Raw genomic sequence first — 22,583 nt, 5'->3', positions numbered from 1 at the left:
GGACCAAGCCGGAGAGCACACCGCGAAGAAAGAAGGTAGGGCTGGGAGGGAAAGAATATGGGGGTGGACTAATGTCTCCTTTGGTGTTGCTTCCCCCCCCCCCCCCCCCCCCCCCCACGACCGGTCGGGGCGGATCAGCCGTCGATGCGGTGCTGGGTCCAGAACGAGGTCAGGTCCGTGCTGGTGGCGGCCTGGGCGGCCGCCTTGAACTCGGCCGTGGTCGAGACGCCGTACCAGTGGGCGCTCGCGTAGTCCTTCAGCAGCTTGGCCATGGCGGTGTCGCCGAGGACGCGGCGCAGGTCGTGCAGGGCGCACTTGCCGTAGCCGTAGACCACGGTGGAGTAGCGGGAGGAGTGGGCGTCCCAGTAGGCCATCGAGTTGGTGATCTTCTCGGCGCTGGAGGCCCAGGAGACACTGCTCCAGCAGTTGCTGCCGGTCTGGCCGAGGGCCAGGTCGGTGGCGTAGTCGGTGAACGCCTCGTCCAGCCAGGGGCCGGCGTACTCGTCGTCGCCCACGATGCCGTACCACCACTGGTGGCCGATCTCATGGGTGAGCGCCGTGGTGCTGACCACGTCGAGGACGAAGCCGGGGTACTCCATGCCGCCGAACCAGTAGTTGTTGTCGATGACCGCGTCCAGCTCGCCGTACGGGTAGGCGCCGAAGCGTCCGGCATGGGCGTCCACGGCGGTCCTGGCGGTGCTGAGCATGGACTGGGCACTGGAGGAGCTGATGCCCGAGACCGAGTAGACGTTCACGGGGACGCCGGCGGCCGAGGTGCCGGAGATCTTGGTGAACGGGCCCGCGGCCCAGGCGAAGTCCCGGACCTTGGCGGCGGTGGCGGTGGTGACCGTGCGGCCGCTGGAGCCGGGGGTGTCGGTGGAGGTTCCGGTGGCCGGGACCAGCAGGGTGCTGGGGTGGTCGAGGGTCACCTTGAAGTCGGCGGCCAGGGAGTAGAACGACTCGCCGTTGTTGGTGTACGGGTCCAGGTGCCAGCCCGCGCCGTCGCGGATCGCGAGGACGGGCAGGGCGTTGCCGATGAAGCTGTAGGCACCGTCGTGCCCGAACCGGTCGGCGCCGCTGGGTACGGTGATGCCCAGGTCGAAGCCGACGGTGGCGCTCTGGCCCTGGTCCAGCGGTGCCGGCAGGGTGACCTTGAGGGCGGTGCAGTTCACGCTGAGGTCGCCCGCGGTGCCGCCGGTGACGTTGGTGACCTTGATGGGCATCGCCGAGCAGGTGCCGTGGTAGTTGTCCCACAGCCGCAGGTAGACCTCGCTCAGCGCGGTCGCGGAGGCGTTGGTGAAGGACACGCTCTCGTGCCCGTTCCAGACGGTGCCGCTGGTGTCGCTGCTGAGGCTGACGGTGTAGGAGGGTGCGGCGGGGGTGCGAGTCGAGTCCGCCGGCGGGGTGGTGCCGCCTGAGGTGTCGAGGGCGATGTCGTCCAGCACGAAGCTCGTCTGGAGGCTGGAGTCCTCGGTTCCGGTGAAGGACAGGTTGACGGTCTGGCCCGCGAACGACGAGACGTCGAACGACTTCTGCACGTAGCCGGTGTTCTTGTCGAGGTTCGAGTAGGTCGCCAGCGTGGTGCTGCCGATCTTCGCCGTCAGCTTGTCGTAGGCGGTGGACGAGGTGGTCTCGCCGGTGTCGATGTGCAGCCAGAAGGTGAGGGTGGCGGTGCTGCAGCCGCTCGGGACGGTGACGCTCTGGCTGAGGGTGTCGGTGTGGGTCCTGCCCACACCGTCCAGCCAGGCGAAGGAGGAGCCGCCGTGGGCGCTCTGGCCGCTCCGGTTGGTGATCACACCGGACGAGGAGGCGGTCCAGGGCGAAGTACCGCTTTCGAAGCCGCCGTTGGTGACCGTCTGGGCCGGAGTGCAGGCGGCCGCCACGGTGTCCTCGGCCTTGGCCGGCTGTGCGGCGGCGGGGATGGCGGGGAGGGAGAGGGCGGCCAGCGCGGCGACAGTGAGGACGCCGGCGCCGAGCGCCTTGTGGGGGGTGGATCTCACACACTGCTCCTTTGCAGCGGCCGGGATTCCGGCCTGCTCGGTGGCCGTTCTCCGGCGGGGTGCGCCGGGGCGGCCGCGGACTGGGTTGCGCGTTCGCTGTGCGGAGAGGTGCGCCGCGCCCCCATGGGGTCGGGGCGAGGACTGCCGAAAGAGTGACAGATTTGACCGGACCATGCCAGAAGGGGGAAGCGAACTGGATGGCGGCGCTCCGGCACGGGGATCTCCCCCGGGGGGGGATCAGCCGCGGCTCAGGACCATGAAGACCGCACGGAGGCGGCAGTCGCCCGGCCCCCGCCAGCCGCCCGCGACATGGCCGACCGCTTCCCCGGACGGCAGCGGGGGGTTGTCGGCAACGGCCTTGAGGACGCGGTGCACCTGCAGGGTCGTGCCGTGGGGTGCGGGGAGCCGGGTGCCCCGCTCGTCGTCCACGGGCCCGGGGGCGAGACCGTCACGGGAGAAGGCCTCGCCCGCGTAGGAGCGCGTCACTTCCCGGTCGGGTGCGTCACTGACGCTCTGGGCCATCGCCTGCGCCGTGCCCTCGATCAGGGAGAGCAGTTCGGTGACGAGCACCGGGTCGTGACAGCCGTCGTAGGCCCAGCGCTTGCCCAGCACACCGTGGTCCATCGTGCCGATGAGCGCGTGCTCCGCCCCTTCCAGCGGCGCGCCGCGATACGTCAGCGGGACCAGATAGGCGGTCGGTTCGGCGGCGGAGGTGTCGGTGGCCACCATGAACTCGATCCCGACCTCGCCCTGCGGGTCGTCCAGCCGGAAGCCGCCGGACTTCTCCAGCACGGGGGCACCCGCACCGAGGCGGTACCACGGGCGGGTGGGCAGCCAGGCGGTGAGCAGTTCGAGCTTGGTCGGCTTGAGGGTGGTGTGGTGGATGACGGCCATACCGGCGGTACTCCTCCGTCGTGCTGATGCGGACCCCCCAAGCCTTCCACACCGTTTGCGCCGGTCACGGGCCCATCGCCGTCAGCGCGGGAGTCAACTCGGCCCAGGGATTGGGCGGTTCGCCCGTCACCGGTCCGCAGATCGCCGCGCCGCGTTCGTGTGCGGTGCGCACCGCGAGCGGGACGAGGGCCTCGGGCACGCCGTAGACGAGGTGACAGAATCGCTCGGACGGGTGTCGTGCCGTCCAGGCCGGCCGGGTGAACACCGAGACATAGGTCGACCAGTGGCCCTCGAACGTGACGGTCAGGTCGGCGAGGCGGAGGTAGCCGGGCGTCGGGTGCACGCCCGGGTTGAGGACGACGGTGCCCGCCCCGAGCCGCCGTACGTCCCGGACCAGGCGCCGGCAGGCCGGCAGGCCCTGCGCGGTGGCGGTGACGCGGTCGAGGAAGCATCCCTCGGCCGCGTACCACTCCTGGTGCCGGCGCATGTCGTCGAGGACCTCGGCCGGGTCACGGACGCCGTAGTCGGTGTCGATGTACCCGAGCAGGCGGGCACCCGCCGCCCGCAGGGCGCGCGCGGCCGCCGTGAAGGCCGGATCGGGCGCGGTGCCGGGGCCGTTCGCGGGGTTGAGGACGACCGCGTGGGTGCGGGCGGCAGCGGTGATCAGCCGGTGCCAGGCGCCCGGGTCCTCGGCCGGGTGCACATAGAGCGGTACCAGCAGGCTCATGGCATCTGCCCGCTCCCGGCCGTGGCCCCCCACAGCGCATCGAGGGAGTCGTCCAGACCGTGGACGGGCCGCCAGCCGAGGGCGCGGTCGGCGGCCGTGATGTCGGAGCACTGCCAGGACACCCGGGCCGAGCGGGCCGAGCCGCCCGCGTTCTCCTCCAGCCGCCCCCGGAAACCCGCCCGGTGGGCCAGGCCCCGCACCAAGTCCCGCACCGGCACGGCCCGTCCGCCGCCGATGTTCAGCACGGGCGGCAGCGGGCCCGGAGCCGTGACCGCGAGGGCGACGGCCCGGGCGAGGTCGCGTACGTCCACGAAGTCGCGATGGGCGGAGAGGTCGCCGAGCCGCAGGACCGCCGCCGGATCCCGTCCGGCGGTGCGCAGTTGCGCCGCCATCCGGCCGGGCAGGCTCGCGACGGGTGCTCCGGGGCCCACCGGGTTGCCGACCCGGAGCACGACCCCGTCCAGGGCGGCGGAGGTCACCGCGACCGTGCCCGCGAGCTTGGTGACGCCGTAGAGGGTGACCGGGCGGGTGTCCGCCGACTCGGCCACCGGGGCGTCCGGGAGGCCGGGCCCGTACTCGGCGGCCGAGCCGAGGTGCACCAGCCGGGCGGTGGGCGCCGCCTCCCGCAGGGCGGCGCACAGCGCGGCAGGACCACGGGCGTTGACCTCGGCGAGGGTCACGGGGTCACCCCCCGTCGTGCCCGCGCAGTTGACCACGGCATCGGGCGCGGCCGCGGCCAGCGACTTCGCGATCCGCTCCGGCCGGTCGGTGGCGAGGTCGATGCGGAGTTCGGCGGTGGCGGAGCGGCCGCCGTCGAGGACCTGCGCGCCTGGCAGGGCGCGCAGCCGCCCGGCCACATGGCGGCCCAGGTATCCGGTGCCGCCCAGAACGAGAATGCGCATGCGGTACTCAGGCTCCCTTGAGCAGAAGCGACTTTCGGGTGGTGAACTCGGCGTTGGCCCGGTCGTAGTCGTCGGGGCGGCCGATGTCCAGCCAGTAGCCGTCGAAGTCGTAGGCGTGCGGCGGGTTCTGGGCCGCCAGCAGGTCGAGGACCAGTTCGTCGAAGCCCAGCGGCAGACCGGGGGTGTAGCCGTCCAGGGTCGAGCGGCTGACGCCGTAGACGCCCATGGAGACGCGGTAGTCCATGCTGGGCTTCTCGGTGAAGGCGACGACCTTGCTCGCGTCCGTGGTCAGCACGCCGAAGTCGATGTGCACCTTGCGGGCGTAGGTGGCGATGGTCAGCGGCGCCGCCGAGGCCTCGTGCCGGCGCATGACGTCGGCGTAGTCGAGGTCGGTGAGGACGTCGCCGTTCATGACCAGGAAGGTCTCGGGCAGGCGGTCGCGGAGGGTGAGCAGGGGGCCCATGGTGCCGAGTGGGCTCTCCTCGGTGGCGTAGTCGACGGCCATGCCCCACTGCGAGCCGTCGCCGACGTAGGCGCGGATGATCTCGCCGAGGTGGCCTATGGCGATGGTGCAGCGGGTGAACCCCGCGGCCGACAGCTGGCGCAGCACGATCTCCAGGATGGCGTGCTGGTCGCCGATGGGCACGAGCGGCTTGGGCAGCGCGGTGGTGTAGGGACGCAGCCGGACGCCCTTGCCTCCCGCCAGGATCACTGCATGCATGGGACTCCTCCTTCTTGTCCTTCTTGTCCTGCATGGATGTAGGAAAGTGGGGGACGTGCGTGCCGGACGGGTCAGATGTTGTAGATGCCGGTCTTGTAGCGGGCCAGGTTGGCCGGGTCGCGGAAGAAGTCCACGGTGTGCGCGAGGCCCTGTTCGAGGGTGTGGGCGGGCTGCCAGCCGGTGGCCGAGGTGAGCCGGGCGGCGTCGGCGACGAGCCGCATGACCTCGGAGGCGGCGGGCCGGATGCGCTCGGGGTCGGCGCGGACGTCGAGGGCGCTGTCCATGACCTTGCCGATCAGGGCGACGAGGTCGCCGACGGAGATCTCGCCGCCCGTACCCGCGTTGAAGGTGCGTCCGACGACCCGTTCGGCGGGCGCGGTGCCCACCGCGAGGAAGGCCTGCGCGGTGTCCTTGACGTAGCTGAAGTCCCGGGTGGGGCGCAGGTCGCCGAGGGTGATGGTGCGTTCTCCCGCCGCGACCTGGCCGATGACGGTGGGGATGACCGCGCGCATGGACTGGCGCGGCCCGAAGGTGTTGAACGGCCTCAGGGTGACCACGGGGGTGCCGAAGCTGGCGTGGTAGCTGTCGGCCAGCCGGTCCCCGCCGGCCTTCGAAGCGGCGTACGGGGACTGGGTGTTGACGGGGTGGTCCTCGGTGATCGGCACCGTCTGCGCGGTGCCGTAGGTCTCGCTGGTGGAGGTGTGCACCAGCCGGGGCGTGCCGAGGGCGCGGACCGCCTCCAGCACGTTGAGGGTGCCGGTGACGTTGGTCTCCACGTAGCTGTGCGGCGCCTGGTACGAGTACGGGATCGCGATCAGCGCGGCCAGGTGGTAGGCGGCGTCGGCGCCTTCGAGCAGGCCGCGGACCGAGCCGGGGTCGCGGACGTCGCCGAGGACGATCTCCACCTGGTCGAGGACGTCCGGGGCGAGGGTCTCCAGCCAGCCGTAGGAGGAGAAGGAGTTGTACTGGGCCATGGCTCTGACCCGGTACCCCGCGGCGACGAGGGCCTCGGTGAGATGGGAGCCTATGAAGCCCTCGGCTCCGGTGACGGCGGCGAGCGGTGCGGAGGTCAACTTGTGTTTCCTTCCGTGTGGTTGCATGAGCGGGATCGGCGGGGCGAGCGGATCAGGCGTGTCGGGCCGGGCGGCCGAGGAGCCGCAGCGTGCACGCCACGAGACACAGCACGGCGGCGGCGCAGCACAGCGGCAGTGCGAGCGGGCCCGGTGGCAGGTGCAGGAACGCGGCCGCGCAGGCACCGGCCGCGGCGGTGAGGCAGATGGCGGCCGGGGGCCAGGCGGCGCCGAACGCCTGCAGCAGCAGTGCGGTCCACAACGTGGCGGCGAGCAGCAGCAGGGCGGCCGGTTCGGCGCCGGTCAGGAGCGCCGCGGGCAGCAGCGGGACGAGGTAGGCGAACAGGCAGAGGCCCAGGACTGCGGCGGAGCGCAGCAGGAATCCGGCGGGGGTGGCGGCCCTGCGCAGCGCGGCGACGGACAGGCCACGGTAGCGGTACAGCAGCCACTCGGCCGGTCCCATGCTCACCGTCAGCACGATCACCGCGTACGGTGCCTGCCGCCCCTCCAGCAGCACCAGCAGTCCCGCGGCCAGCCCGAAGAGCCCGTACGGCAGGGAGCGCAGCAGCCGAGGCGGTCTGCCGTCGGGTACGGCCTGGGCGGCATGGGCGCCGCGCAGGACGTGGGCGGTGACGGCGAGCGTCGCCAGCAGTGCCAGCACGGCGAGCCCGGCCCGCAGCAGGGGGCCCGGTTCCCACCACGGCAGGACGGCGGCACCGGCGATCAGCGGGGTGAGCGCGGCGAGCAGCAGCCGCTCCCGGGCCAGTACGAGCAGGACGCCCGCCGCCGCCAGGTACAGCGACTGTGCCGCCGCCGCCCAGATCACCGGGCCGCCACCGGCGGGCAGGACCGCGGCCGCCGTGGCCAGGGCCGCGCCCACGGGCGCCCCGGTGAGGAGGGTACGGGCGGCTTCCCGTCGCCCGGTCGCCATGCGTACGTGGGCGCGGTGGCCGAGCCCCTGCCCCCACGCCCAGGAGACGAGTCCGGCCACGATCAGCGCCGTGGCGTGCCGGCCGGGGTGCCACAGCGGCGCGGTGAGCAGGTAGGCGAGCCCCGGCAGGGCGAACAGCACGCCGCGCAGCAGGCAGCGCACGTGGTCCGGGCGCCAGGGGTCGGCCGCCGGTGCCGGTTCGGGGAAGGTCCGGGGCACCTGCTCGTACAGGGCCGTGGCGAGGGAGAACAGGTTGGGGTGACCGTAGCGGTCCCTGATCACGTCGACGGAGAGGCCCTCCGCCTCCAGCAGGGCGGCCACCTCGTAGGGATGGACGGCGGGGCCGATCCGGTCGGCGAGTTCGGCGGCGAGTGTGCTGACCGCCTCCTGGTCCGCACCGGGCGGCCCGGGCAGCCGCAGGGCGAGGGTGTGGTCGTCCCCGCGCCGGCCGCGCACGGGTGTCCCCGCGAGCCGCAGGGCCAGCGTGTCCTGTTCCGTTCCGCCCGGTTCGAGCGCCATCGGCCCGCTCATCCGGCCAGGCTCCCTGCATCGGCCCGGGTGTTCGGAGGCGGCGCGGGTGTCATGGCCGGCGGCTGGGCCAGTTCGGGCAGTTCCAGGTAGATGGAGCGGAAGGTGTCGATGGTCTGGCGCAGGGTGAACTGTTCGATCACGCGCAGCCGTGCCGCCTCCCCCATCGCGCTGCGCCGGGCGGGGTCCGCGAGCAGGTCGAGGGCGGCCGCGGCCATGGCGGCCGGGTCGCGCGGCGGGACGACGAGGCCGGTGTCGCCGACGGCCTCCCGTACGCCGCCGACGTCGGTGGAGACGGTCGCCCGGCCGCAGGACATGGCCTCGATGAGGGTGAACGGGAAGCCTTCGCTGATGCTGGAGAGCATCACGACGTTGCCGGCCGCGTAGGCGTCCTTGATGTCGTCGACCCGGCCCTCGAAGGTGACGGCGTCCGCGTGTCCCAGTTCGGCCGCGAGCGCCTCGCACCGCTCCCGGTAGGCCTCGCCGCCGCGGGGCGTGCCGCCGAACAGGCGCAGACCGGCTTCCGGTATGCGTTCCCTGACCAGGGCGAAGGCGCGTATCAGGGTCTCCAGGTCCTTGATCGGGTCGACCCGGCCGGCCCAGCTGAGCGTGGGTGCGCCGGGCTCGGGCCCGGCCGGCGGGAAGGCGGCCGGGTCCACGCCGTTGTAGACGGTGCGTATCGACTCCGGTGCGGCGCCGCCCTGTTCCTCCCACAGCCGGTTGTAGCGGTTGCCCGGGGTGATCAGGGCGGCGCGCCGGTAGCTCTCCTCCGCGAGCAGCCGGAAGAAGCCGAGGACGACGGCCTTCACCGGCCAGCGGTAGGGCGCGGTGCGGTAGCCGAGATAGCGTTCGCGCAGGTAGACGCCGTGTTCGGTGAGCAGCAGCGGAACGTCGTAGCGCTCCAGGCCGGCCAGCCCCGGCAGGACCGCGACGCCGCCGCTGACGGCGTGCGCGACTCCGTCCCGGGGTGGTGGTGCGGCCAGGGGGCGCAGGGCGTGTTCGAGCAGGGCGGTGGCGGTGACCGCGTCGTGCAGGGTGGGCCGGGCCTCGCGGACGGCGAGTCCGGGACGGTTCCACACCGCGGCGAGGAGGGCGATCGCACCGTCGCCGCGCAGGAAGGGGCTCAGGGTGCCGTCCGCCCCGGCCCGCGCCATCGTGTACAGGGCGGGGGCGAAGGCGTCCTCGGCCCGCGGGTCGAGCAGCGCGGTCAGGAACCGCTCGTAGGCGTTGGCCAGTTGGTTGCGCGCACGGCCCCGGGGCGGGCGGCCCTCGGGCGGGGCGCCCCACATGGGGACGGACCGCACGCTGCGGACATGGGCGGGCAGGTCCCAGACGACGGGTTCGCGTCCGGTGCCGGTGACGGCGATGACGTCGAAGTCGAGGTCGGGCATGCCCTGGACGAGTTGGTCGCACCAGACACTGACGCCGCCGTGGCTGTGCGGGTAGGTGCCTTCGGTGAGCAGGGTGACGCGCGTCGTGCCGGAGCGGCGCGCGCCGTGGTGAACGTGCATCGATGTGCTCCACGGCCGAGAAGTGGGGTGGTCGTGCGGGTCCCGGCCGCCGGGTCGGCGGCCGGGACCTCGATTCGGTGCGCCGCTCAGCTGTCCGGGGTGTACGGGACCTGCCGGGTCACGCCCGCGGGCACCTTGGTGTGCGGCGCGGGGTGCGTGGCCGGTGCCTTGGCGGCCTTGGCCGCTGCCGGTGCCTTGGCGGAGGACGGCAGGGTGTAGGTGAGCGCACTGCCGGAGGAGGCCGTCCAGCCGGACACCTCGCCCGCGTACGCGCTGCCGAAGGCGCTGCCGCCGAGCGTGGTGCCGCCGGGCAGGGTCGCGGTGGCGGCGACGCCGCTCGGGGCCTGCACGGTCACGGTGTCGCCGATGCGGTACGCGGTGACCTGGCCGGCGTTCAGCGCGCTCTTCCAGGCGGCGCGGCGCTGCAGTTCGGTGCCGATGTCCTTCATCCGCAGGTTCACCAGCGGGGTGTTGTCCGCGAACAGCGCCTTGTAGCCGTCGAGTACGCCGTTCAGGACGGGGTAGGCGATGCGCTCCTCGGCGAGGTTGGACTGGTGGATGAAGTGCGGCTTGGGGTCGTTGGACAGGACGTGGCCGAGGTCGATGCGGGTCTCCAGCGGCACGATGTAGTCGCTGTAGCCGGTGCTGGTGCTCAGCGGCGCGGGCAGGCAGGTGGTGGTGGCGGGGTTGTCCTCGCAGATGCCGCTGCCGCCCTGGGCACGGCTGGTGTAGAGCCAGTTGTACTCGTCGACCTGCTCGGCCGCGTGCCCGGCGTTGTAGAAGACGTTCATCGGGTAGCGGGCCACGGTGGTGGCGTTGCCGACCGTGCGCTGGGCGGGATCACGCGAGTTGTCGGAGGCGATCCAGTCGATGCCCTCGTCGGCGAGCGCGGGGGCGAGGTTGGGGTTGTCGTCGGGCTGCTGCGGCAGGATCCGCAGGCCCGAGTGTTCGCCGGTGACCAGCTCGTCGGTCTGCAGGGGCAGTCCGTTGACCTGTCCCCAGACGCGGTTGTTGGCGATCTCGTCGTCGATGGTGGTCCGGCTGACCCACTTGGTGCTGCCGCCGGGGTTGGTCTGGCATGTCCAGGGAACCACGGTGGTGTTCTGTTCGCAGCCGAGGAAGGCGTGCGTGTAGGTGTGGTTGACCCAGCGGAACTGGTCGCGGTCGGCGATCAGCTTGTCGGCGAGCGGGTCGGCGCCGTTGTTGTCCTCGCGCTCGTCGACACTGCCGGAGCCGTTGTAGACCAGGTCGAAGGTGAAGTGGTGGCTGTTCTGCCAGGACGTGGCGTAGTCGACGTCGGCCGGGGTCATGCGGATCGGGTGGGGTGTGCCGGCCCCGTTGGTGCAGTCCACGTCGCCGGGGGTGCAGTTGAGCTGGGTGTCCCAGCGGTCGTCGGCGGCGAACACGTCGTCCACGTGCACGGCGAAGTAGTTGCGGGACGCGCCGAGGTGCACGCCGCCGGTCATCCACTCCACGATGCCCCGGGCCAGCAGCCGGAACTGCTGCTGGTACTGGTTGTAGACGAAGGTGACGACCAGTTCGCGCCGCCCGTCGTGCCGGTACTCGCCGACCAGTGAGCCCTGCCTGGAGGTGCCGGGGATGGATGCCTGGACGTACGGAGTGAAGTCGGCGCCGGGCGCGGGAGCCGCCAGGTAGGCGTAACTCTCGCCGACGGAGGGAGAGTTGTCCTCGAAGGGCACCGGGCCGTCGAGGTAGCCGAAGGGCCCGGCCTGACCGGCGGCGGTCACCTGGGCCTGGACACCGTCGATGCTGCCCGAGTAGCCGCCGGCGGTCGGGTACTGCAGTCCGGCCTGGGGGCGGGCGTAGGTGTAGGCGTCGACCTGGGGGATGGCGTACGTCTGCTCGTAGGAGGCGAGTGCGGCCATCTCGGCGGAGCCGGCGGCGAACGGGTTGTCGTTGGGCAGAACGACGGCCTGGTACTTGGCGCGGGGCCGGCCGCCGACGGTGTCGGCGAGGAAGGCCGCGTCGATGGTGGGCCGGTCGGAGCGTGTGAGGTCGACCTCGGTGTACGGCGTTCCGGCCGCGTCGAGTTCGGACGCTATGGCGTCGGTGGCCGGGCCGCCGTCGCTGACCACCAGGACTCTGAGGTCGATGCGTGGCGCCGTGGTGTCGGCCTGGGCCGGGCCGGCCGGCAGGCCGAGCGCGGCGATGAGTGCACCGACCGTCAGTGCGGTGGTGCGTATGGTCCGCTTCATGCGGTGAAGTCCCCTCCCCGGGCAGGGGTGAGTACGGCTCGCATGGAGCGGACGCACCCCCTGGCGCGACGCCGGCGTCCCCCTCAGAAGCCGGTCGTCAACGCATCCGTCGCGTCACATGGTGATGGCTGTGTGTAGCTTTTGTGGTCGAGTTACGAAACCTGACGGAAAAGTGCAGGCGGCCAACAGGGCTGCGGGGCAACCCGTTCGGCCCGTTTCCCGTCGTTGCCGCGTGGGGGTCGGCGGCGGTCCGTCGGCTCCGGTGTGCTGGTCCGGGCCGCAGACGGCGCACCGGCGGGCCGGGTGGGCCCGCCGGGCGAGGTGCCAGTGGTCCAGACCGGGCCGGGACCTGTACCGGGGGTCCGGTTCAGGTCACTCGCGCCAAGGGTCCGGTTGGTCCGTCAGGCGCAGAGAACGCGCGTCTCGGGCGTGTAGACGGGGCCGCCGTTGGCGTTCGAGCTGTCGCTGAACTCGGTGTAGTAGTACGAGTAGAAGCCGATGTTGCCGTTGCAGCCGGAGTCGGCAGCGACCTGGAGGGTCAGCGTGACGGTGCGGCTCTGGCCGGGCGGGATGGTGGCGCCGTAGTTGCCGCCGAGGTTGGCCGGGCCGGTGCCGGAACAGGCGGTGCCGCCGGCGGCCGTGGCCAGGCTGCAGCCGGTGAAGCTGTACTTCAGGTCGGGGCGCTGGGTGGTGAGCCAGGTCGGGTCGATGGTCTGGTACACGAACCAGATGTCGTAGGTCTTGTTGTTGGTGATGGTCATCGACAGGTGCACCGTGCCGCCGGGCGTGGTGGTGGCGCTGTCGGTGCTGAAGGTCAGCGCGGCCGGCGCGGGGTCGGCGCTGGCGACCGGGGCCAGACCGAAGACGGCGAGGAGGAGGGCGAGGACGGCGGTGAGACCGAGGCGTCTCATCAGAGGTGATCGCATGGCCCGGGAGGCTAGGCAGGTGGCGCGCACGGCGTCTGCCCCGCGGAACAGGCCCCGCGCGCGGATCGGCCGAAAGTGTTCGTTCCGTGAAGGTGATGCGACGAACCTGTGACGACACGTTGCGGACCGTATACGCGCACGGTGCGGGCGGGTGCCCGGAGGAGTCCGCGAGGGGCGGCGGGACGAAGGTGCGACCGGGCGGTATTGGCGGGTACGAGTCCACCGCGGGCCTGCGGAACGCGTTCCACCGGTTGTGTGTTGCGGGGCTTCTCGGCCAAACACCCCTTTCCGGCCGGGTGATGGCCCTGCCCGGCTCACCGTGCGGTCACGGCTCCCGCCGAGCGGGCGTGTGTCCGCTCGAAGGCCGCGAACGCCGCCTCCTGCCGCCGTTCGAGCCGCGCCTTCGCGCTGCCGTCGAGCAGACGCCGGCAGGCCGCCGATGCCACGGGGAGGCCGGGCCGCTCACCGCGGCAGGCCCGCACCGGACGGTAGCCCTGTGCGGTCGGATTGCCCTGCCACAGGCTCGCGCCGGGCAGGAAGGCGTACTCCAGGGACGCGCGTGCCAGGTCCTTCAGCTCGGGGTAGCCCAGGCCGTAGGTGCCGGCGGCGTACTGGTACTCGTGGCTGATGTCGATCCGCGACACGCCGGGGTCGTCGGTGGCGAGGACGACCGGGACGCCGTACCGGAGGTAGGTGGTGAAGGGGTGGTCGGCGCCCTTGACGCCGAGGATCTGGGCGTTGCTGGTGAAGGGCACCTCGACGGCCACCTGACGGGCCGCCATGGTCCGCGCGGTCCGCTGCCAGCCGTCCTCGTGGACGAGGTCGACGCCGTGCCCGACCCGTTCGGTACGGGCGACGTCCACCGCCTCCCCGATGTGGAACCTGAGGTCCTGCGGCTTGACCAGACCGGGCCACAACTCACCGGCGTGCAGGGAGACATGGGCCCTCGGGTACCGGGTGCGCAGATATCCGACCATGCGCATCTGCAGGCTGTAGTCGCGCAGCGGGACGGCCCAGTCCTCCGGCTGGGCGAGGTTGACGGCGACGAAGCGGTGGTCGGCCTCGGCCAGCCGCATGCCGAGGGCCAGCTGGGTGAAGACGAGCTCCGGAGAACTCGCCCTGGACGCCTGGGAGATCCAGCGGACCGTGAGCCCGCAGCCGGGATGGGCCCGCACGGTGCCGCAGTGCTCGGCCGCGCGGAACTCGGCGTCGCCGGCGTCGGCCTCCTCGCGGGCCTCGGCCACCACCTTGTCCAGCTTGCCGCCCGCGACCAGCCTGCGGTGCAGCGCGGCGAGGTCCTCGTCCCAGCCGACCTGTGCGGCCAGCCGCTCGGCACCGTCCGAGGCGGTGAGGACCATGGTCTCCAGATAGAACTGGTTCTGCCGTACGAGGCCGTCGGCGACCTGGGCGAGCTGCTTGCCGCGGTGGCGCCGGACGACCTCGCCGAACTTGTCGAACGTGCCGAAGAAGTGGTCGTGACCGCTCCGGCCGGGGGGAAAGTCCTGCATGGACCAGGCGCGCACCAGCGCGTCCCGGAAGGTGCGATCGGTGCGGGCGCCGGCGGCCGGGCGGGTGCCCGGGCCGCAGGGCGGTACGACGGCGGTCAGCGTCGCCGTGTCGATGCACAGCCCGTCCTCGGCGGCCAGCTCGATGAGGTACTCCGTGGACACCGCGCCGGGGAGGTGGTTGTGCAGGTCCCCGCCCTTCGGGAGGCGCCGGAAGAAGTCGCGCAGTGCCCCGGGCCGGTTGCTGACGGACCGGAGGTAGGCGTCCGTGCGCGCCTCGGCGACCGTGACCGGCCTGGGCTGCGGCACGCCGGCCCGGGCTTCCCGCGGCACCGGCTGCGCGGCGGCGGGCATGGCGGACAGCAGGGACAGGAGACCGAGGGCGCCGAGCACCGCCGGAACGACCCTGCGTCGTACGGCACTTCGACCCACCGCACTTCGACGCACGGCACTTCGACGCACGGCACTAACGTCCACGGCACTACGACATGCGGCACTTCGACGCAGCAGCTTCACCAGGGCATGATCACGGAAGAACCGCGGCCGGACCGGTCCGCCCGGCTGGCGTTCACCGGAGAGCACCCGACCGGGTGCACGGCGGGCGCGTCAGGGTGGTGTCAGCAGGTCCTGCCACTGTTGTTCCTGTGAACGGCACGGGACACCGGAAGCCGGACACGGGGAGAGGTGCCCGGAGTGGTTGATCGGGGACCAGCGAGCACGGCTCACGGTCGGGCCCCACGGGGCCCACGCAGGTTCGAATCCTGCCCTCTCCGCTCGTGGCACGGGTGCGCGCAGGCGTGCCGCCGCCGGACCGCGCACCCCGGATCCCCCTGCCCCGACGGGCGCACATGTTCGGTCCCGCTTCTGGCCTCCGAGACCTACCGGGCGGTATACAGGCCGGATCGAACGCGCGAACCCCTCCTCGGTGAGGGCTCCGTGCGATGTCCCGGCCTCAGGGGGAGGATGTCATGGCGAACGACACCCGTACGGCGGACGGCGCGAGAGGCAGGCGGCGGGCCGCCGTACTCGGGGCGGCCCTCGGGGGCTGCGCCCTCGTCGCCGCCTCCACGACGCCCGCCGCCGCGCACCCCGCCGGACACGGCCGCGGCCTCAGCTACGCCGCCCTCGGCGACTCGTACACCTCGGGCCCCCTCATCCCCCGTCAGGTGGACGCCAACTGCGCCCGCTCCGACAGCAATTACCCCTCGCTCGTCGCGGCGCGGCGGCAGGTGTCCGCGTTCAAGGACGTGAGCTGTGGCGGAGCCACGACGAAGGAGATGTGGCAGCCACAGGGCACCAACGCCCCCCAGCTCGACGCGCTGGGGCGGGACACCGGCCTGGTCACGGTCCAGATCGGCGGCAACGACGTCGGCTTCGGCCCGATCATCAACACGTGCGCCCGCCTCGGTGCGCAGGACCCGACGGGCAACCCCTGCGAGCGTTCCTACAAGGCCCGGGGGTACGACCAACTGGCGCTCACCGTCCTGGAGACCGCACCGAAGATCGACCGGGTGCTGCGTGCGGTGCACGCCCGTGCTCCGCACGCGCGTGTGCTCCTCGTCGGCTACCCGGACCTGCTGCCGGAGGACGGCACCGGCTGCTTCCCGTCGGTTCCGTTCGCGAAGAAGGACTTCCCCTACCTGCGCGACACCGAGAAGCGGCTGAACCTGATGCTGCGCCTGGTGGCCTCATGGAACCGGGTCGAGTACGTCGACACCTACGGCCCCACGGTCGGCCACGACATGTGCAAGGCGCCCGCGGACCGCTGGATCGAACCGCTGCAGCCGGCCGCGCCCGCGGCGCCCGCCCACCCCAATGCCACCGGCGAGGCCGTCATGGCGCAGGCCGTGCTGGACCGGCTGGGGCGGGGCCGCGGCTGAGCAGACGCGGCGACGGCCCGCACGCACGCGTCGCGCGGGCCGTCGTACGGTGGGGCGCTCTCAGCCGCCGAGCGCGGCCAGGACCACGCCCTTGGCCTCCTCCTGCACCCGGGCCAGGTGGTCGGGACCCTGGAACGACTCGGCGTAGATCTTGTAGACGTCCTCGGTGCCCGAAGGGCGGGCCGCGAACCAGGCGTTGGCGGTGGTGACCTTGATCCCGCCGATGGCGGCGCCGTTGCCGGGAGCCTCGGTGAGGACACCGGTGACCGGCTCCCCCGCCAGGGTGTCGGCGGTGACCTGGGCCGGGGACAGCTTCGCGAGCAGCGCCTTCTGTTCGCGGGTGGCGGGTGCGTCGATGCGCGCGTAGGCGGGTTCGCCGAAGCGGGCGGTGAGGCCGGCGTAGTGCTCCGACGGCGTCCTGTCCGTGACCGCCGTGATCTCGGAGGCGAGGAGCGCGAGGAGGATGCCGTCCTTGTCCGTGGTCCACACCGAGCCGTCCCGGCGCAGGAAGGACGCGCCGGCCGACTCCTCGCCGCCGAACCCGATGGTGCCTGCGGCGAGTCCGTCCACGAACCACTTGAACCCGACCGGCACCTCGACCAGGTGACGGCCCAGGTCGGCAGCGACGCGGTCGATCATCGTGGAGGAGACGAGCGTCTTGCCGATGCCCGCGTCGGCGGGCCACTGCCCGCGGTGCCGGTAGAGGTAGGAGATGGCGACGGCCAGGTAGTGGTTGGGGTTCATCAGGCCCGCGTCCGGGGTGACGATGCCGTGCCGGTCGGCGTCGGCGTCGTTGCCGGTGGCGATGCGGAAGCGGTCGCGCTGCTCGATGAGCGAGGCCATCGCGTACGGCGACGAGCAGTCCATGCGGATCTGGCCGTCCCAGTCCAGGGTCATGAACCGCCAGGTGGGGTCGGTGTGCGGATTGACGACCGTCAGGTCGATGCCGTGCTCCTCGGCGATCCGGCCCCAGTAGGCGACCGACGCGCCGCCGAGCGGATCGGCGCCGATGCGCACGCCGGCCGCGCGGATCGCGTCGAGGTCCAGGACGTTCGGCAGGTCGCCGGCGTAGGCGCCCAGGAAGTCGTACCGCTGGGTGGTGTCCGCGGCGAGCGCCCGGGCGTACGTCAGCCGCCGTACGTCCTTCAGGCCGCCCGCGATGATCTGGTTGGCCCGGTCCTGGATCCAGGAGGTCGCCTCGGAGGCCGCCGGACCGCCGCTGGGCGGGTTGTACTTGAAGCCTCCGTCGGCGGGCGGGTTGTGCGACGGGGTGACGACCACGCCGTCGGCGAGGCCGGAGGTGCGGCCCCGGTTGTGGGTGAGGATGGCGTGCGAGACGGCAGGGGTCGGTGTGTAGCCGTCCGCGCTGTCGACGAGCACCGTCACACCGCCCGCAGCGAACACCTCCAGGGCGGTGACCTTCGCGGGCTCGGACAGCGCGTGCGTGTCGGCACCGAGGAACAGCGGACCGTCCACGCCCTGCGCGGCGCGGTACTCGCAGATGGCCTGGCTGGTGGCGGCGATGTGGTCCTCGTTGAACGCGGTCGCCAGGGACGAACCCCGGTGCCCCGACGTGCCGAACGCCACCCGCTGCCCCGGGTCGGCCGGGTCGGGGTGCAGTGCGTAGTACGCCGTGACCAGCCGGGCCACGTCGACAAGGTCCTCGGGACCGGCCGGGCGGCCTGCTCGCTCGTGCGGCATGAGTCCGTTCCTCCGCATCGGTGTGATCGATCGCTCGGGGCCCATCCTTCCCTGTCGTGGGGCAACCGTGCGAGTACGCCACCGGCGCGTGGGGCGGACCTGGACCCGGCTGCCCTAAGATCCGTTTCTCCGACGAACTCCACCGCGCCACGCCCCCGCGTGCCGCCTGCGAAAGGCCGGTTGCCACCCGTGTCCAGACCCACCGTCAAAGCCCCGTGGATAGTCGCCCGTTTCGCCCAGGCCGCGGTGGCCGCGGCAGCCCTGGCGGACGTCCACCGGGCGGTGACCCTGCGCGCGCACGCCCTTGATCCGCAGGACACGCCCCTGAGTGCGTCGGGGCGGGCGTCCGCGGTCTTCGTGAACCTGATGGTGGTCGCGGCCGTGCTGTTCCTGGTCTGGTTCTCCCGCTGCCGGCGCAACGCCCGGCTCCTGTCCCCCACACCCCTCCCCGGCTCCGCCGCCTGGGCCGTGCTCGCCTGGCTGATCCCGGTGTTCAACCTCTGGGTTCCGCGAGGCCTGCTCCTCGACGTGCATCACGCCGGCGGCCCCGGTGCGGCCGGCAGGCGCGACCGGGTGCTGGTGAACACCTGGTGGGCGGTGTGGGCCGGACACGCGGTGGTCCTCGCCGTGGGCTTCCAGCTGGTCCAGGGGACCTCTCTCGCCCTTCTCCTCGTGGTCGAGGCCCTGGAGCTGGCCGCGGCTGCCCTGGCGATCGCCGTGATCCAGCGTGTCACGGCACAGCAGGCCACGGCGCTCGGCGGGACGCTCCCCACCGCCGACGCCGTGGACCTGCCGCGTCCGGTCTAGGCCGTCACCCGATGTGGTAACTGTCCCCGTACACCTTCCAGTCCAGGGGGGTGTTCAGGTCGAGGTTGCCCTTGCGCAGGAAGACCCGCTGTTCGGTGTCGACCCTGCTGGTGTCGCTGTGGGCCTCCTCCTGCTTCATGGCCCACACCCGGGCGTCCAGGAAGGCGTTGAGGTACGTCGTCTCGTTGCCGCCCTGGGCCGGCGGCTTGGCGCTGCGCAGCGCCCGCTTGCGGATGTTGGAGAAGCTGGTGGGGTCGTCGCCGTCGCCGTGCATGACGATGGCGTCGTAGTAGGTGAACTGCCCCAGCGCGCGCAGTCCGTCCGTCTTGCCCTGGGCGACGGCGGGGTTGAAGTAGACACGGTCGCGTTCGTCGTTCTGGGCCTGCTGGAAGGCGGCGTCCTGGGCGGCCTTGCGCCAGTCCTTGGGGTAGTTGGGGTCGAGGCCGCTGTGCGAGTCGCTGCCGTTCACGCGGCGCAGGGCCGGCAGGTACTTGGCCAGGACGTTGCCGGGCTTGCGGTCGGTGTAGAGCTGGACGAGGTCGAGCATGTCGCCGGTGCCGGAACAGAAGCCGATGATGCCGGCGGTGTAGCCGCGGCCGTCGCCGATGTCCTCGATGTACTTGTACTGGGCCTTCCAGTCGAGCGAGGAGTTCTCCGCGCTCGAGACCAGCTGCATGGCGATCTCCTTCTTCGCCGGGTCGTCCAGGCCCGGCGCTGCGGCGCGTGCCGCCGGTGCCGCCGCGACGCGCTGGGCGCCGAGCAGGGCACCGGAGGCGACGGCGCCGAGCACGGCGACGACGGTCCGGCGGGAGGGGCGGGCGGAGGCGGCTGACTCGCGGTCTGTGTGCTCCACAGGGACTCCAAGGAGGGGTGGGGGACGGGGAGTTGGTCCGTACCGGCACTGGTAGGAAAGTTTCCTATCAAATGCAGCGGTCACCGGTAACCCGTACCGCGAGAAGTTCGTAGGATCGAACAGCCCCCCGGCCGACCCCCCTCACCCGTCACCCGTGAGGCGTCGTGGCCCGCTCCCGTGCGTGGGCGTACAGCTCCCGCGAGGTCGTGATCAGCTCACGCCGTTCCTCGGGTGAACCGACCATCGGCCGGGAGCCGTTGAGCGGCACCTGAGCACTCTCCGGCAGGAATCGCACGGTCACCAGCCCGATGGCGCCGGCCAGCATCAGGTAGTAGGCCGGCATCAGATCGTCACCGGTGGCGTTGACCAGTGCGGCGGTGACCAGCGGGGTGGTGCCGCCGAACGCGGCCACGGCGACGTTGAAGCCGATACCCATGGCCGCGTACCGGACGGCCGTCGGGAAGAGCGCGGGCAGCGTGGCGGCGCTCGGCGCGGCGAAGCAGGCCAGCAGGGTGGACAGCAGCAGCACACCGAGGATCGGCGGCCAGGTCCCCGCCGTCTTGATCAGCTGCAACGCGGGGACGGCCAGCACGATCATCGCGGCCGCCGCGACCCCGTAGACGGGCCGCCGGCCGACGCGGTCACTGAGCCTGCCGAGGAAGGTGATCAGCAGGACGATCCACACCATGCCGATCAGCACCAGGACGTCGGCGGACCCGCTGGAGCGGTGCAGCGTCTCGGTCTGATAGGTCGGCAGATAGCCGGTGACCATGTAGTTGGTGACGTTGTAGAGCAGCACCAGGCCCATGCAGACGAGCAGCCCCCGCCAGTGGTTCCTGAGGATGTCCCTGAACTCGCCACCCGCCGAGTGCTGCGCCAGGCTCTCCTCGTGGTCGTCCAGTTGCTGCTGGAAAGCCGGGGACTCCTCCAGCTTGAGCCGCATGTAGAGGCCGATCACCCCGAGCGGCCCGGCGATCAGGAACGGGATCCGCCAGCCCCAGGAGAGCATCTGACCGTCCGTCAGCAGCAGGTTCAGCGCCGTGACCAGGGCCGAGCCGAGGGCATAGCCGACGAAGGTGCCGAAGTCGAGCCAGCTGGAGAGGAAGCCGCGCCGGCGGTCCGGCGCGTACTCGGCCACGAAGGTGGTGGCGCCGCCGTACTCCCCGCCGGTGGAGAAGCCCTGGACCATGCGGGCCAGCAGGAGCAGCACGGGCGCGGCGATGCCGATCGTGCCGTAGCCGGGGATGACACCGATGGCGAAGGTGCCCACCGCCATCATGATCATGGTGGTGGCGAGCACCTTCTGCCGGCCGATCCGGTCACCGAGCGGCCCGAAGACCAGCCCGCCGAGCGGTCGTACCACGAAGGCCGCGGCGAAGGTGGCGAAGGAGGAGATCACCTGGGCGGCAGGTGAGGCACCAGGGAAGAACACCTTGCCGATCGTGGCGGCGAGGTAGCTGTAGACCCCGAAGTCGAACCACTCCATGCAGTTGCCGAGCGCGGAGGCGCCGACGGCTCGTCTGAGCAGCGGACGCTCGACGACCTGGACGTCGTCCCTGCCGAAGGCCCGCCGGTTGCGCCGGAGTCTGCGGGTCAGCTCCTCGCGGACCTGGCGCGGCAGGCCCGCGACGGCTTCCGCGGTCTGCGCCCTCGGCCCGGGCCTTTCCTGTCCGCCGGGCATGGACCCGCTCACGGGCTCCTCCCTCCTGCTCCGCCCCCTCGGGCTCGTAGCGTCCGCCCCTCCGTGTGCCCGGCCCTCCACCCGTCACACCCGCAACGCGCACACGGGCCGCGCCGGCCTCCCGGGATGCCCGCCACCACCCGATTCAGAAACCGAACCGCTCAATGCCATGACACGGATCGGTTGGACTTACGAATCATGAAGGCGCAGGGTGGTCGAACCCCGTCGCACACAAGGGGCACCCCTACGGCACCACCCGGAGACGACCCGATGAACCACGTCGCGGACCCCGATCGCTACCACGGCACCATGCGCTACCGGCGCACCGGCCGCTCGGGACTGGACCTCCCGCTCCTGTCCCTGGGCTACTGGCACAACTTCGGCGACGACCGCCCCTTCGAGACCCAGCGCGAGATCGCGCTGCGCGCCTTCGACCTCGGGATCACCCACCACGACCTGGCCAACAACTACGGCCCGCCGTACGGTGCGGCCGAGATCAACTTCGGCCGGCTGATGAAGCAGGACCTCGCGCCCTACCGGGACGAGCTGGTGATCTCCACCAAGGCCGGCTGGGACATGTGGCCCGGCCCCTACGGACAGGGCGGCGGCTCCCGCAAGTACGTGCTCGCCTCACTGGACCAGTCGCTCACCCGCATGGGCCTGGACTACGTGGACATCTTCTACTCCCACCGGCTGGATGCGAGCACCCCGCTGGAGGAGACCATGGGTGCGCTCGACACCGCCGTACGCCAGGGCAAGGCCCTGTACGTGGGCATCTCCTCCTACGACGCCGAGCGCACCCGGCAGGCGGCCGCCATCCTGCGTGATCTCGGCACCCCGCTGCTCATCCACCAGCCCTCGTACAGCATGCTCAACCGCTGGATCGAGACCGACGGCCTGCTGGACGCGGCCCGGGAGGAGGGCTTCGGTGTCATCGGGTTCACCGCGCTCGCCCAGGGCCTGCTGACCGGCCGCTACCTCGAAGGCGTACCCGCGGACTCGCGGGCCGCGCAGGGCACGTCGCTCGACGCCGCATGGCTCACCGAGGACATGCGCCACCGGCTGCGCTCCCTGAACGACATCGCCGCCCGGCGCGGGCAGACCCTGGCCCAGCTGGCCCTGGCCTGGGCCCTGCGCGACGAGCGGGTCACCTCGCTGGTCATCGGCGCCTCCCGCACGGAGCAGCTGGAGCAGAACGTGGCCGCGCTGGAGAACCTCGACTTCAGCGACGAGGAGCTGGCCGAGATCGACAAGTACGCCACGGACGGCGGTGTCGACCTGTGGCGGGACGCCCGTATGGGCAATCTGGGCTAAATGGTGGCACTCAGTGACACCTGTCACTGACATAAGGGAAAAGTAGGACATAATGGACGTCATTCGGATCGCGACCCCTCCATCCCAAGGAGCCGCTCCCCGCATGGCCCACGGAGCCCACCCCCACCCCCTGCTGCCTCCCCACCCCGACGTGGACCTCGCCCGCACCTGCGAGCACTGTCTCGGCTGGGGCACCGTCGTCACCCGCGACGGGGATCACGAACTGTGCCGCACCTGCCAGCCCGACCCTGGCGACGGCGAGAGCGGCCTCGGCTTCACTTCTTGACCGCCCCCCTGCCCAGCCGGAACCCTCCGCACGGCCGTTGGCCGTTCGCCGTCAGGCGAGGCTCCCGGCCCTGGTTCCACCAAGAAACAGTCTGGTCGGGCAGGGGGGGCATCCCCGCGGCGGCCGCACG

At 72.0% G+C, this 22,583-nt stretch carries 18 protein-coding genes and 1 pseudogene; 5 read left to right on the top strand and 14 right to left on the bottom strand.

What is annotated here, in order from left to right:
• Nucleotides 1-134: 134 nt before the first annotated feature.
• From ACZ7P3_RS36310 to ACZ7P3_RS36260, 11 genes are all read right to left on the bottom strand, one after another.
• Entirely contained in the window at nt 135-2,000 is a 1,866-nt protein-coding gene (locus tag ACZ7P3_RS36310; protein WP_472088309.1) for a M1 family metallopeptidase, read from the bottom strand.
• A gap of 237 nt (nt 2,001-2,237) precedes the next feature.
• Complete coding sequence (locus ACZ7P3_RS36305; protein ID WP_472088308.1) at nt 2,238-2,894, bottom strand: maltokinase N-terminal cap-like domain-containing protein; 657 nt, start codon at nt 2,892-2,894, stop codon at nt 2,238-2,240.
• A gap of 64 nt (nt 2,895-2,958) precedes the next feature.
• Nucleotides 2,959-3,621 (bottom strand): spherulation-specific family 4 protein, encoded by a 663-nt coding sequence (locus tag ACZ7P3_RS36300; protein WP_472088306.1) that lies wholly within the window; start codon nt 3,619-3,621, stop codon nt 2,959-2,961.
• On the bottom strand, nt 3,618-4,523 hold the full coding sequence (locus ACZ7P3_RS36295) for an NAD-dependent epimerase/dehydratase family protein (RefSeq protein ID WP_472088305.1): 906 nt from the start codon (nt 4,521-4,523) through the stop codon (nt 3,618-3,620). Before ACZ7P3_RS36295 ends, ACZ7P3_RS36300 begins: the two co-directional genes overlap by 4 nt.
• A 7-nt stretch (nt 4,524-4,530) precedes the next feature.
• The gene (locus tag ACZ7P3_RS36290; RefSeq protein WP_472088303.1) at nt 4,531-5,244 is read right to left on the bottom strand and encodes a nucleotidyltransferase family protein; all 714 of its coding nucleotides are present in this window, start codon (nt 5,242-5,244) and stop codon (nt 4,531-4,533) included.
• A gap of 71 nt (nt 5,245-5,315) precedes the next feature.
• On the bottom strand, nt 5,316-6,317 hold the full coding sequence (locus ACZ7P3_RS36285; protein ID WP_472088302.1) for a GDP-mannose 4,6-dehydratase: 1,002 nt from the start codon (nt 6,315-6,317) through the stop codon (nt 5,316-5,318).
• 52 nt (nt 6,318-6,369) lie between these two features.
• A complete protein-coding gene (locus ACZ7P3_RS36280; protein ID WP_472088301.1) occupies nt 6,370-7,776 on the bottom strand; it encodes a hypothetical protein in 1,407 nt (468 codons plus the stop codon).
• Nucleotides 7,773-9,284, bottom strand: coding sequence for a GT4 family glycosyltransferase PelF (gene pelF, locus ACZ7P3_RS36275; RefSeq protein WP_472088299.1), 1,512 nt, complete (start codon nt 9,282-9,284; stop codon nt 7,773-7,775). The genes ACZ7P3_RS36280 and pelF overlap by 4 nt, the downstream gene beginning before the upstream one ends.
• A gap of 86 nt (nt 9,285-9,370) precedes the next feature.
• Complete coding sequence (locus ACZ7P3_RS36270; protein ID WP_472088297.1) at nt 9,371-11,500, bottom strand: hypothetical protein; 2,130 nt, start codon at nt 11,498-11,500, stop codon at nt 9,371-9,373.
• A 401-nt stretch (nt 11,501-11,901) separates the two neighbouring features.
• Nucleotides 11,902-12,426: a hypothetical protein gene (locus ACZ7P3_RS36265; protein ID WP_472088295.1), complete on the bottom strand. Its 525-nt coding sequence runs from the start codon at nt 12,424-12,426 to the stop codon at nt 11,902-11,904.
• Between the two features lie 314 nt (nt 12,427-12,740).
• Nucleotides 12,741-14,285 carry an adenosine deaminase family protein gene (locus ACZ7P3_RS36260; RefSeq protein WP_472088475.1) on the bottom strand — a complete coding sequence of 515 codons (1,545 nt, stop codon included), beginning with the start codon at nt 14,283-14,285 and terminating at the stop codon, nt 12,741-12,743.
• A 324-nt stretch (nt 14,286-14,609) separates the two neighbouring features.
• On the opposite strand from ACZ7P3_RS36260, the pseudogene ACZ7P3_RS36255 reads away from it, so the two are divergent.
• Nucleotides 14,610-14,704, top strand: a pseudogene (locus ACZ7P3_RS36255).
• Nucleotides 14,705-14,899: 195 nt separating this feature from the next.
• On the top strand, nt 14,900-15,811 hold the full coding sequence (locus tag ACZ7P3_RS36250; RefSeq protein WP_472088293.1) for an SGNH/GDSL hydrolase family protein: 912 nt from the start codon (nt 14,900-14,902) through the stop codon (nt 15,809-15,811).
• A gap of 60 nt (nt 15,812-15,871) precedes the next feature.
• Here the strand turns inward: ACZ7P3_RS36250 and pgm are convergent, their stop codons facing one another.
• Nucleotides 15,872-17,512, bottom strand: coding sequence for a phosphoglucomutase (alpha-D-glucose-1,6-bisphosphate-dependent) (gene pgm / locus ACZ7P3_RS36245; RefSeq protein WP_472088291.1), 1,641 nt, complete (start codon nt 17,510-17,512; stop codon nt 15,872-15,874).
• A gap of 189 nt (nt 17,513-17,701) precedes the next feature.
• On the opposite strand from pgm, the gene ACZ7P3_RS36240 reads away from it, so the two are divergent.
• Nucleotides 17,702-18,319 (top strand): DUF4328 domain-containing protein, encoded by a 618-nt coding sequence (locus ACZ7P3_RS36240; RefSeq protein ID WP_472088289.1) that lies wholly within the window; start codon nt 17,702-17,704, stop codon nt 18,317-18,319.
• Nucleotides 18,320-18,323: 4 nt separating this feature from the next.
• Here ACZ7P3_RS36240 and ACZ7P3_RS36235 read toward each other — a convergent pair whose 3' ends face one another.
• Both ACZ7P3_RS36235 and ACZ7P3_RS36230 read right to left on the bottom strand, forming a co-directional pair.
• Nucleotides 18,324-19,172 carry a chitosanase gene (locus tag ACZ7P3_RS36235; RefSeq protein WP_472088287.1) on the bottom strand — a complete coding sequence of 283 codons (849 nt, stop codon included), beginning with the start codon at nt 19,170-19,172 and terminating at the stop codon, nt 18,324-18,326.
• A gap of 148 nt (nt 19,173-19,320) precedes the next feature.
• Nucleotides 19,321-20,853: an MFS transporter gene (locus ACZ7P3_RS36230; protein ID WP_472088474.1), complete on the bottom strand. Its 1,533-nt coding sequence runs from the start codon at nt 20,851-20,853 to the stop codon at nt 19,321-19,323.
• Nucleotides 20,854-21,123: 270 nt separating this feature from the next.
• Here ACZ7P3_RS36230 and mgrA point away from each other — a divergent pair, with 270 nt between their 5' ends.
• Both mgrA and ACZ7P3_RS36220 read left to right on the top strand, forming a co-directional pair.
• The gene (gene mgrA / locus ACZ7P3_RS36225) at nt 21,124-22,167 is read left to right on the top strand and encodes an L-glyceraldehyde 3-phosphate reductase (protein ID WP_472088285.1); all 1,044 of its coding nucleotides are present in this window, start codon (nt 21,124-21,126) and stop codon (nt 22,165-22,167) included.
• Nucleotides 22,168-22,270: 103 nt separating this feature from the next.
• Complete coding sequence (locus ACZ7P3_RS36220) at nt 22,271-22,453, top strand: hypothetical protein (RefSeq protein WP_472088283.1); 183 nt, start codon at nt 22,271-22,273, stop codon at nt 22,451-22,453.
• Nucleotides 22,454-22,583: the final 130 nt, after the last annotated feature.

The organism is Streptomyces sp. NPDC107581 (assembly GCF_055657175.1).
The sequence above is the reverse complement of the archived record's forward strand: the minus strand, read 5'-3'. Positions and strand labels throughout refer to the sequence as shown.

Coding starts and splice junctions, on each gene's coding strand:
- ACZ7P3_RS36305 (WP_472088308.1), bottom strand. CDS start 2,894: ATGGCCGTCATCCACCACACCACCCTCAAGCCGACCAAGCTCGAACTG.
- ACZ7P3_RS36300 (WP_472088306.1), bottom strand. CDS start 3,621: ATGAGCCTGCTGGTACCGCTCTATGTGCACCCGGCCGAGGACCCGGGC.
- ACZ7P3_RS36295 (WP_472088305.1), bottom strand. CDS start 4,523: ATGCGCATTCTCGTTCTGGGCGGCACCGGATACCTGGGCCGCCATGTG.
- ACZ7P3_RS36290 (WP_472088303.1), bottom strand. CDS start 5,244: ATGCATGCAGTGATCCTGGCGGGAGGCAAGGGCGTCCGGCTGCGTCCC.
- ACZ7P3_RS36280 (WP_472088301.1), bottom strand. CDS start 7,776: ATGAGCGGGCCGATGGCGCTCGAACCGGGCGGAACGGAACAGGACACG.
- pelF (WP_472088299.1), bottom strand. CDS start 9,284: ATGCACGTTCACCACGGCGCGCGCCGCTCCGGCACGACGCGCGTCACC.
- ACZ7P3_RS36270 (WP_472088297.1), bottom strand. CDS start 11,500: ATGAAGCGGACCATACGCACCACCGCACTGACGGTCGGTGCACTCATC.
- ACZ7P3_RS36265 (WP_472088295.1), bottom strand. CDS start 12,426: ATGCGATCACCTCTGATGAGACGCCTCGGTCTCACCGCCGTCCTCGCC.
- ACZ7P3_RS36260 (WP_472088475.1), bottom strand. CDS start 14,285: ATGCCCGCCGCCGCGCAGCCGGTGCCGCGGGAAGCCCGGGCCGGCGTG.
- ACZ7P3_RS36250 (WP_472088293.1), top strand. CDS start 14,900: ATGGCGAACGACACCCGTACGGCGGACGGCGCGAGAGGCAGGCGGCGG.
- pgm (WP_472088291.1), bottom strand. CDS start 17,512: ATGCCGCACGAGCGAGCAGGCCGCCCGGCCGGTCCCGAGGACCTTGTC.
- ACZ7P3_RS36230 (WP_472088474.1), bottom strand. CDS start 20,853: ATGCCCGGCGGACAGGAAAGGCCCGGGCCGAGGGCGCAGACCGCGGAA.
- mgrA (WP_472088285.1), top strand. CDS start 21,124: ATGAACCACGTCGCGGACCCCGATCGCTACCACGGCACCATGCGCTAC.
- ACZ7P3_RS36220 (WP_472088283.1), top strand. CDS start 22,271: ATGGCCCACGGAGCCCACCCCCACCCCCTGCTGCCTCCCCACCCCGAC.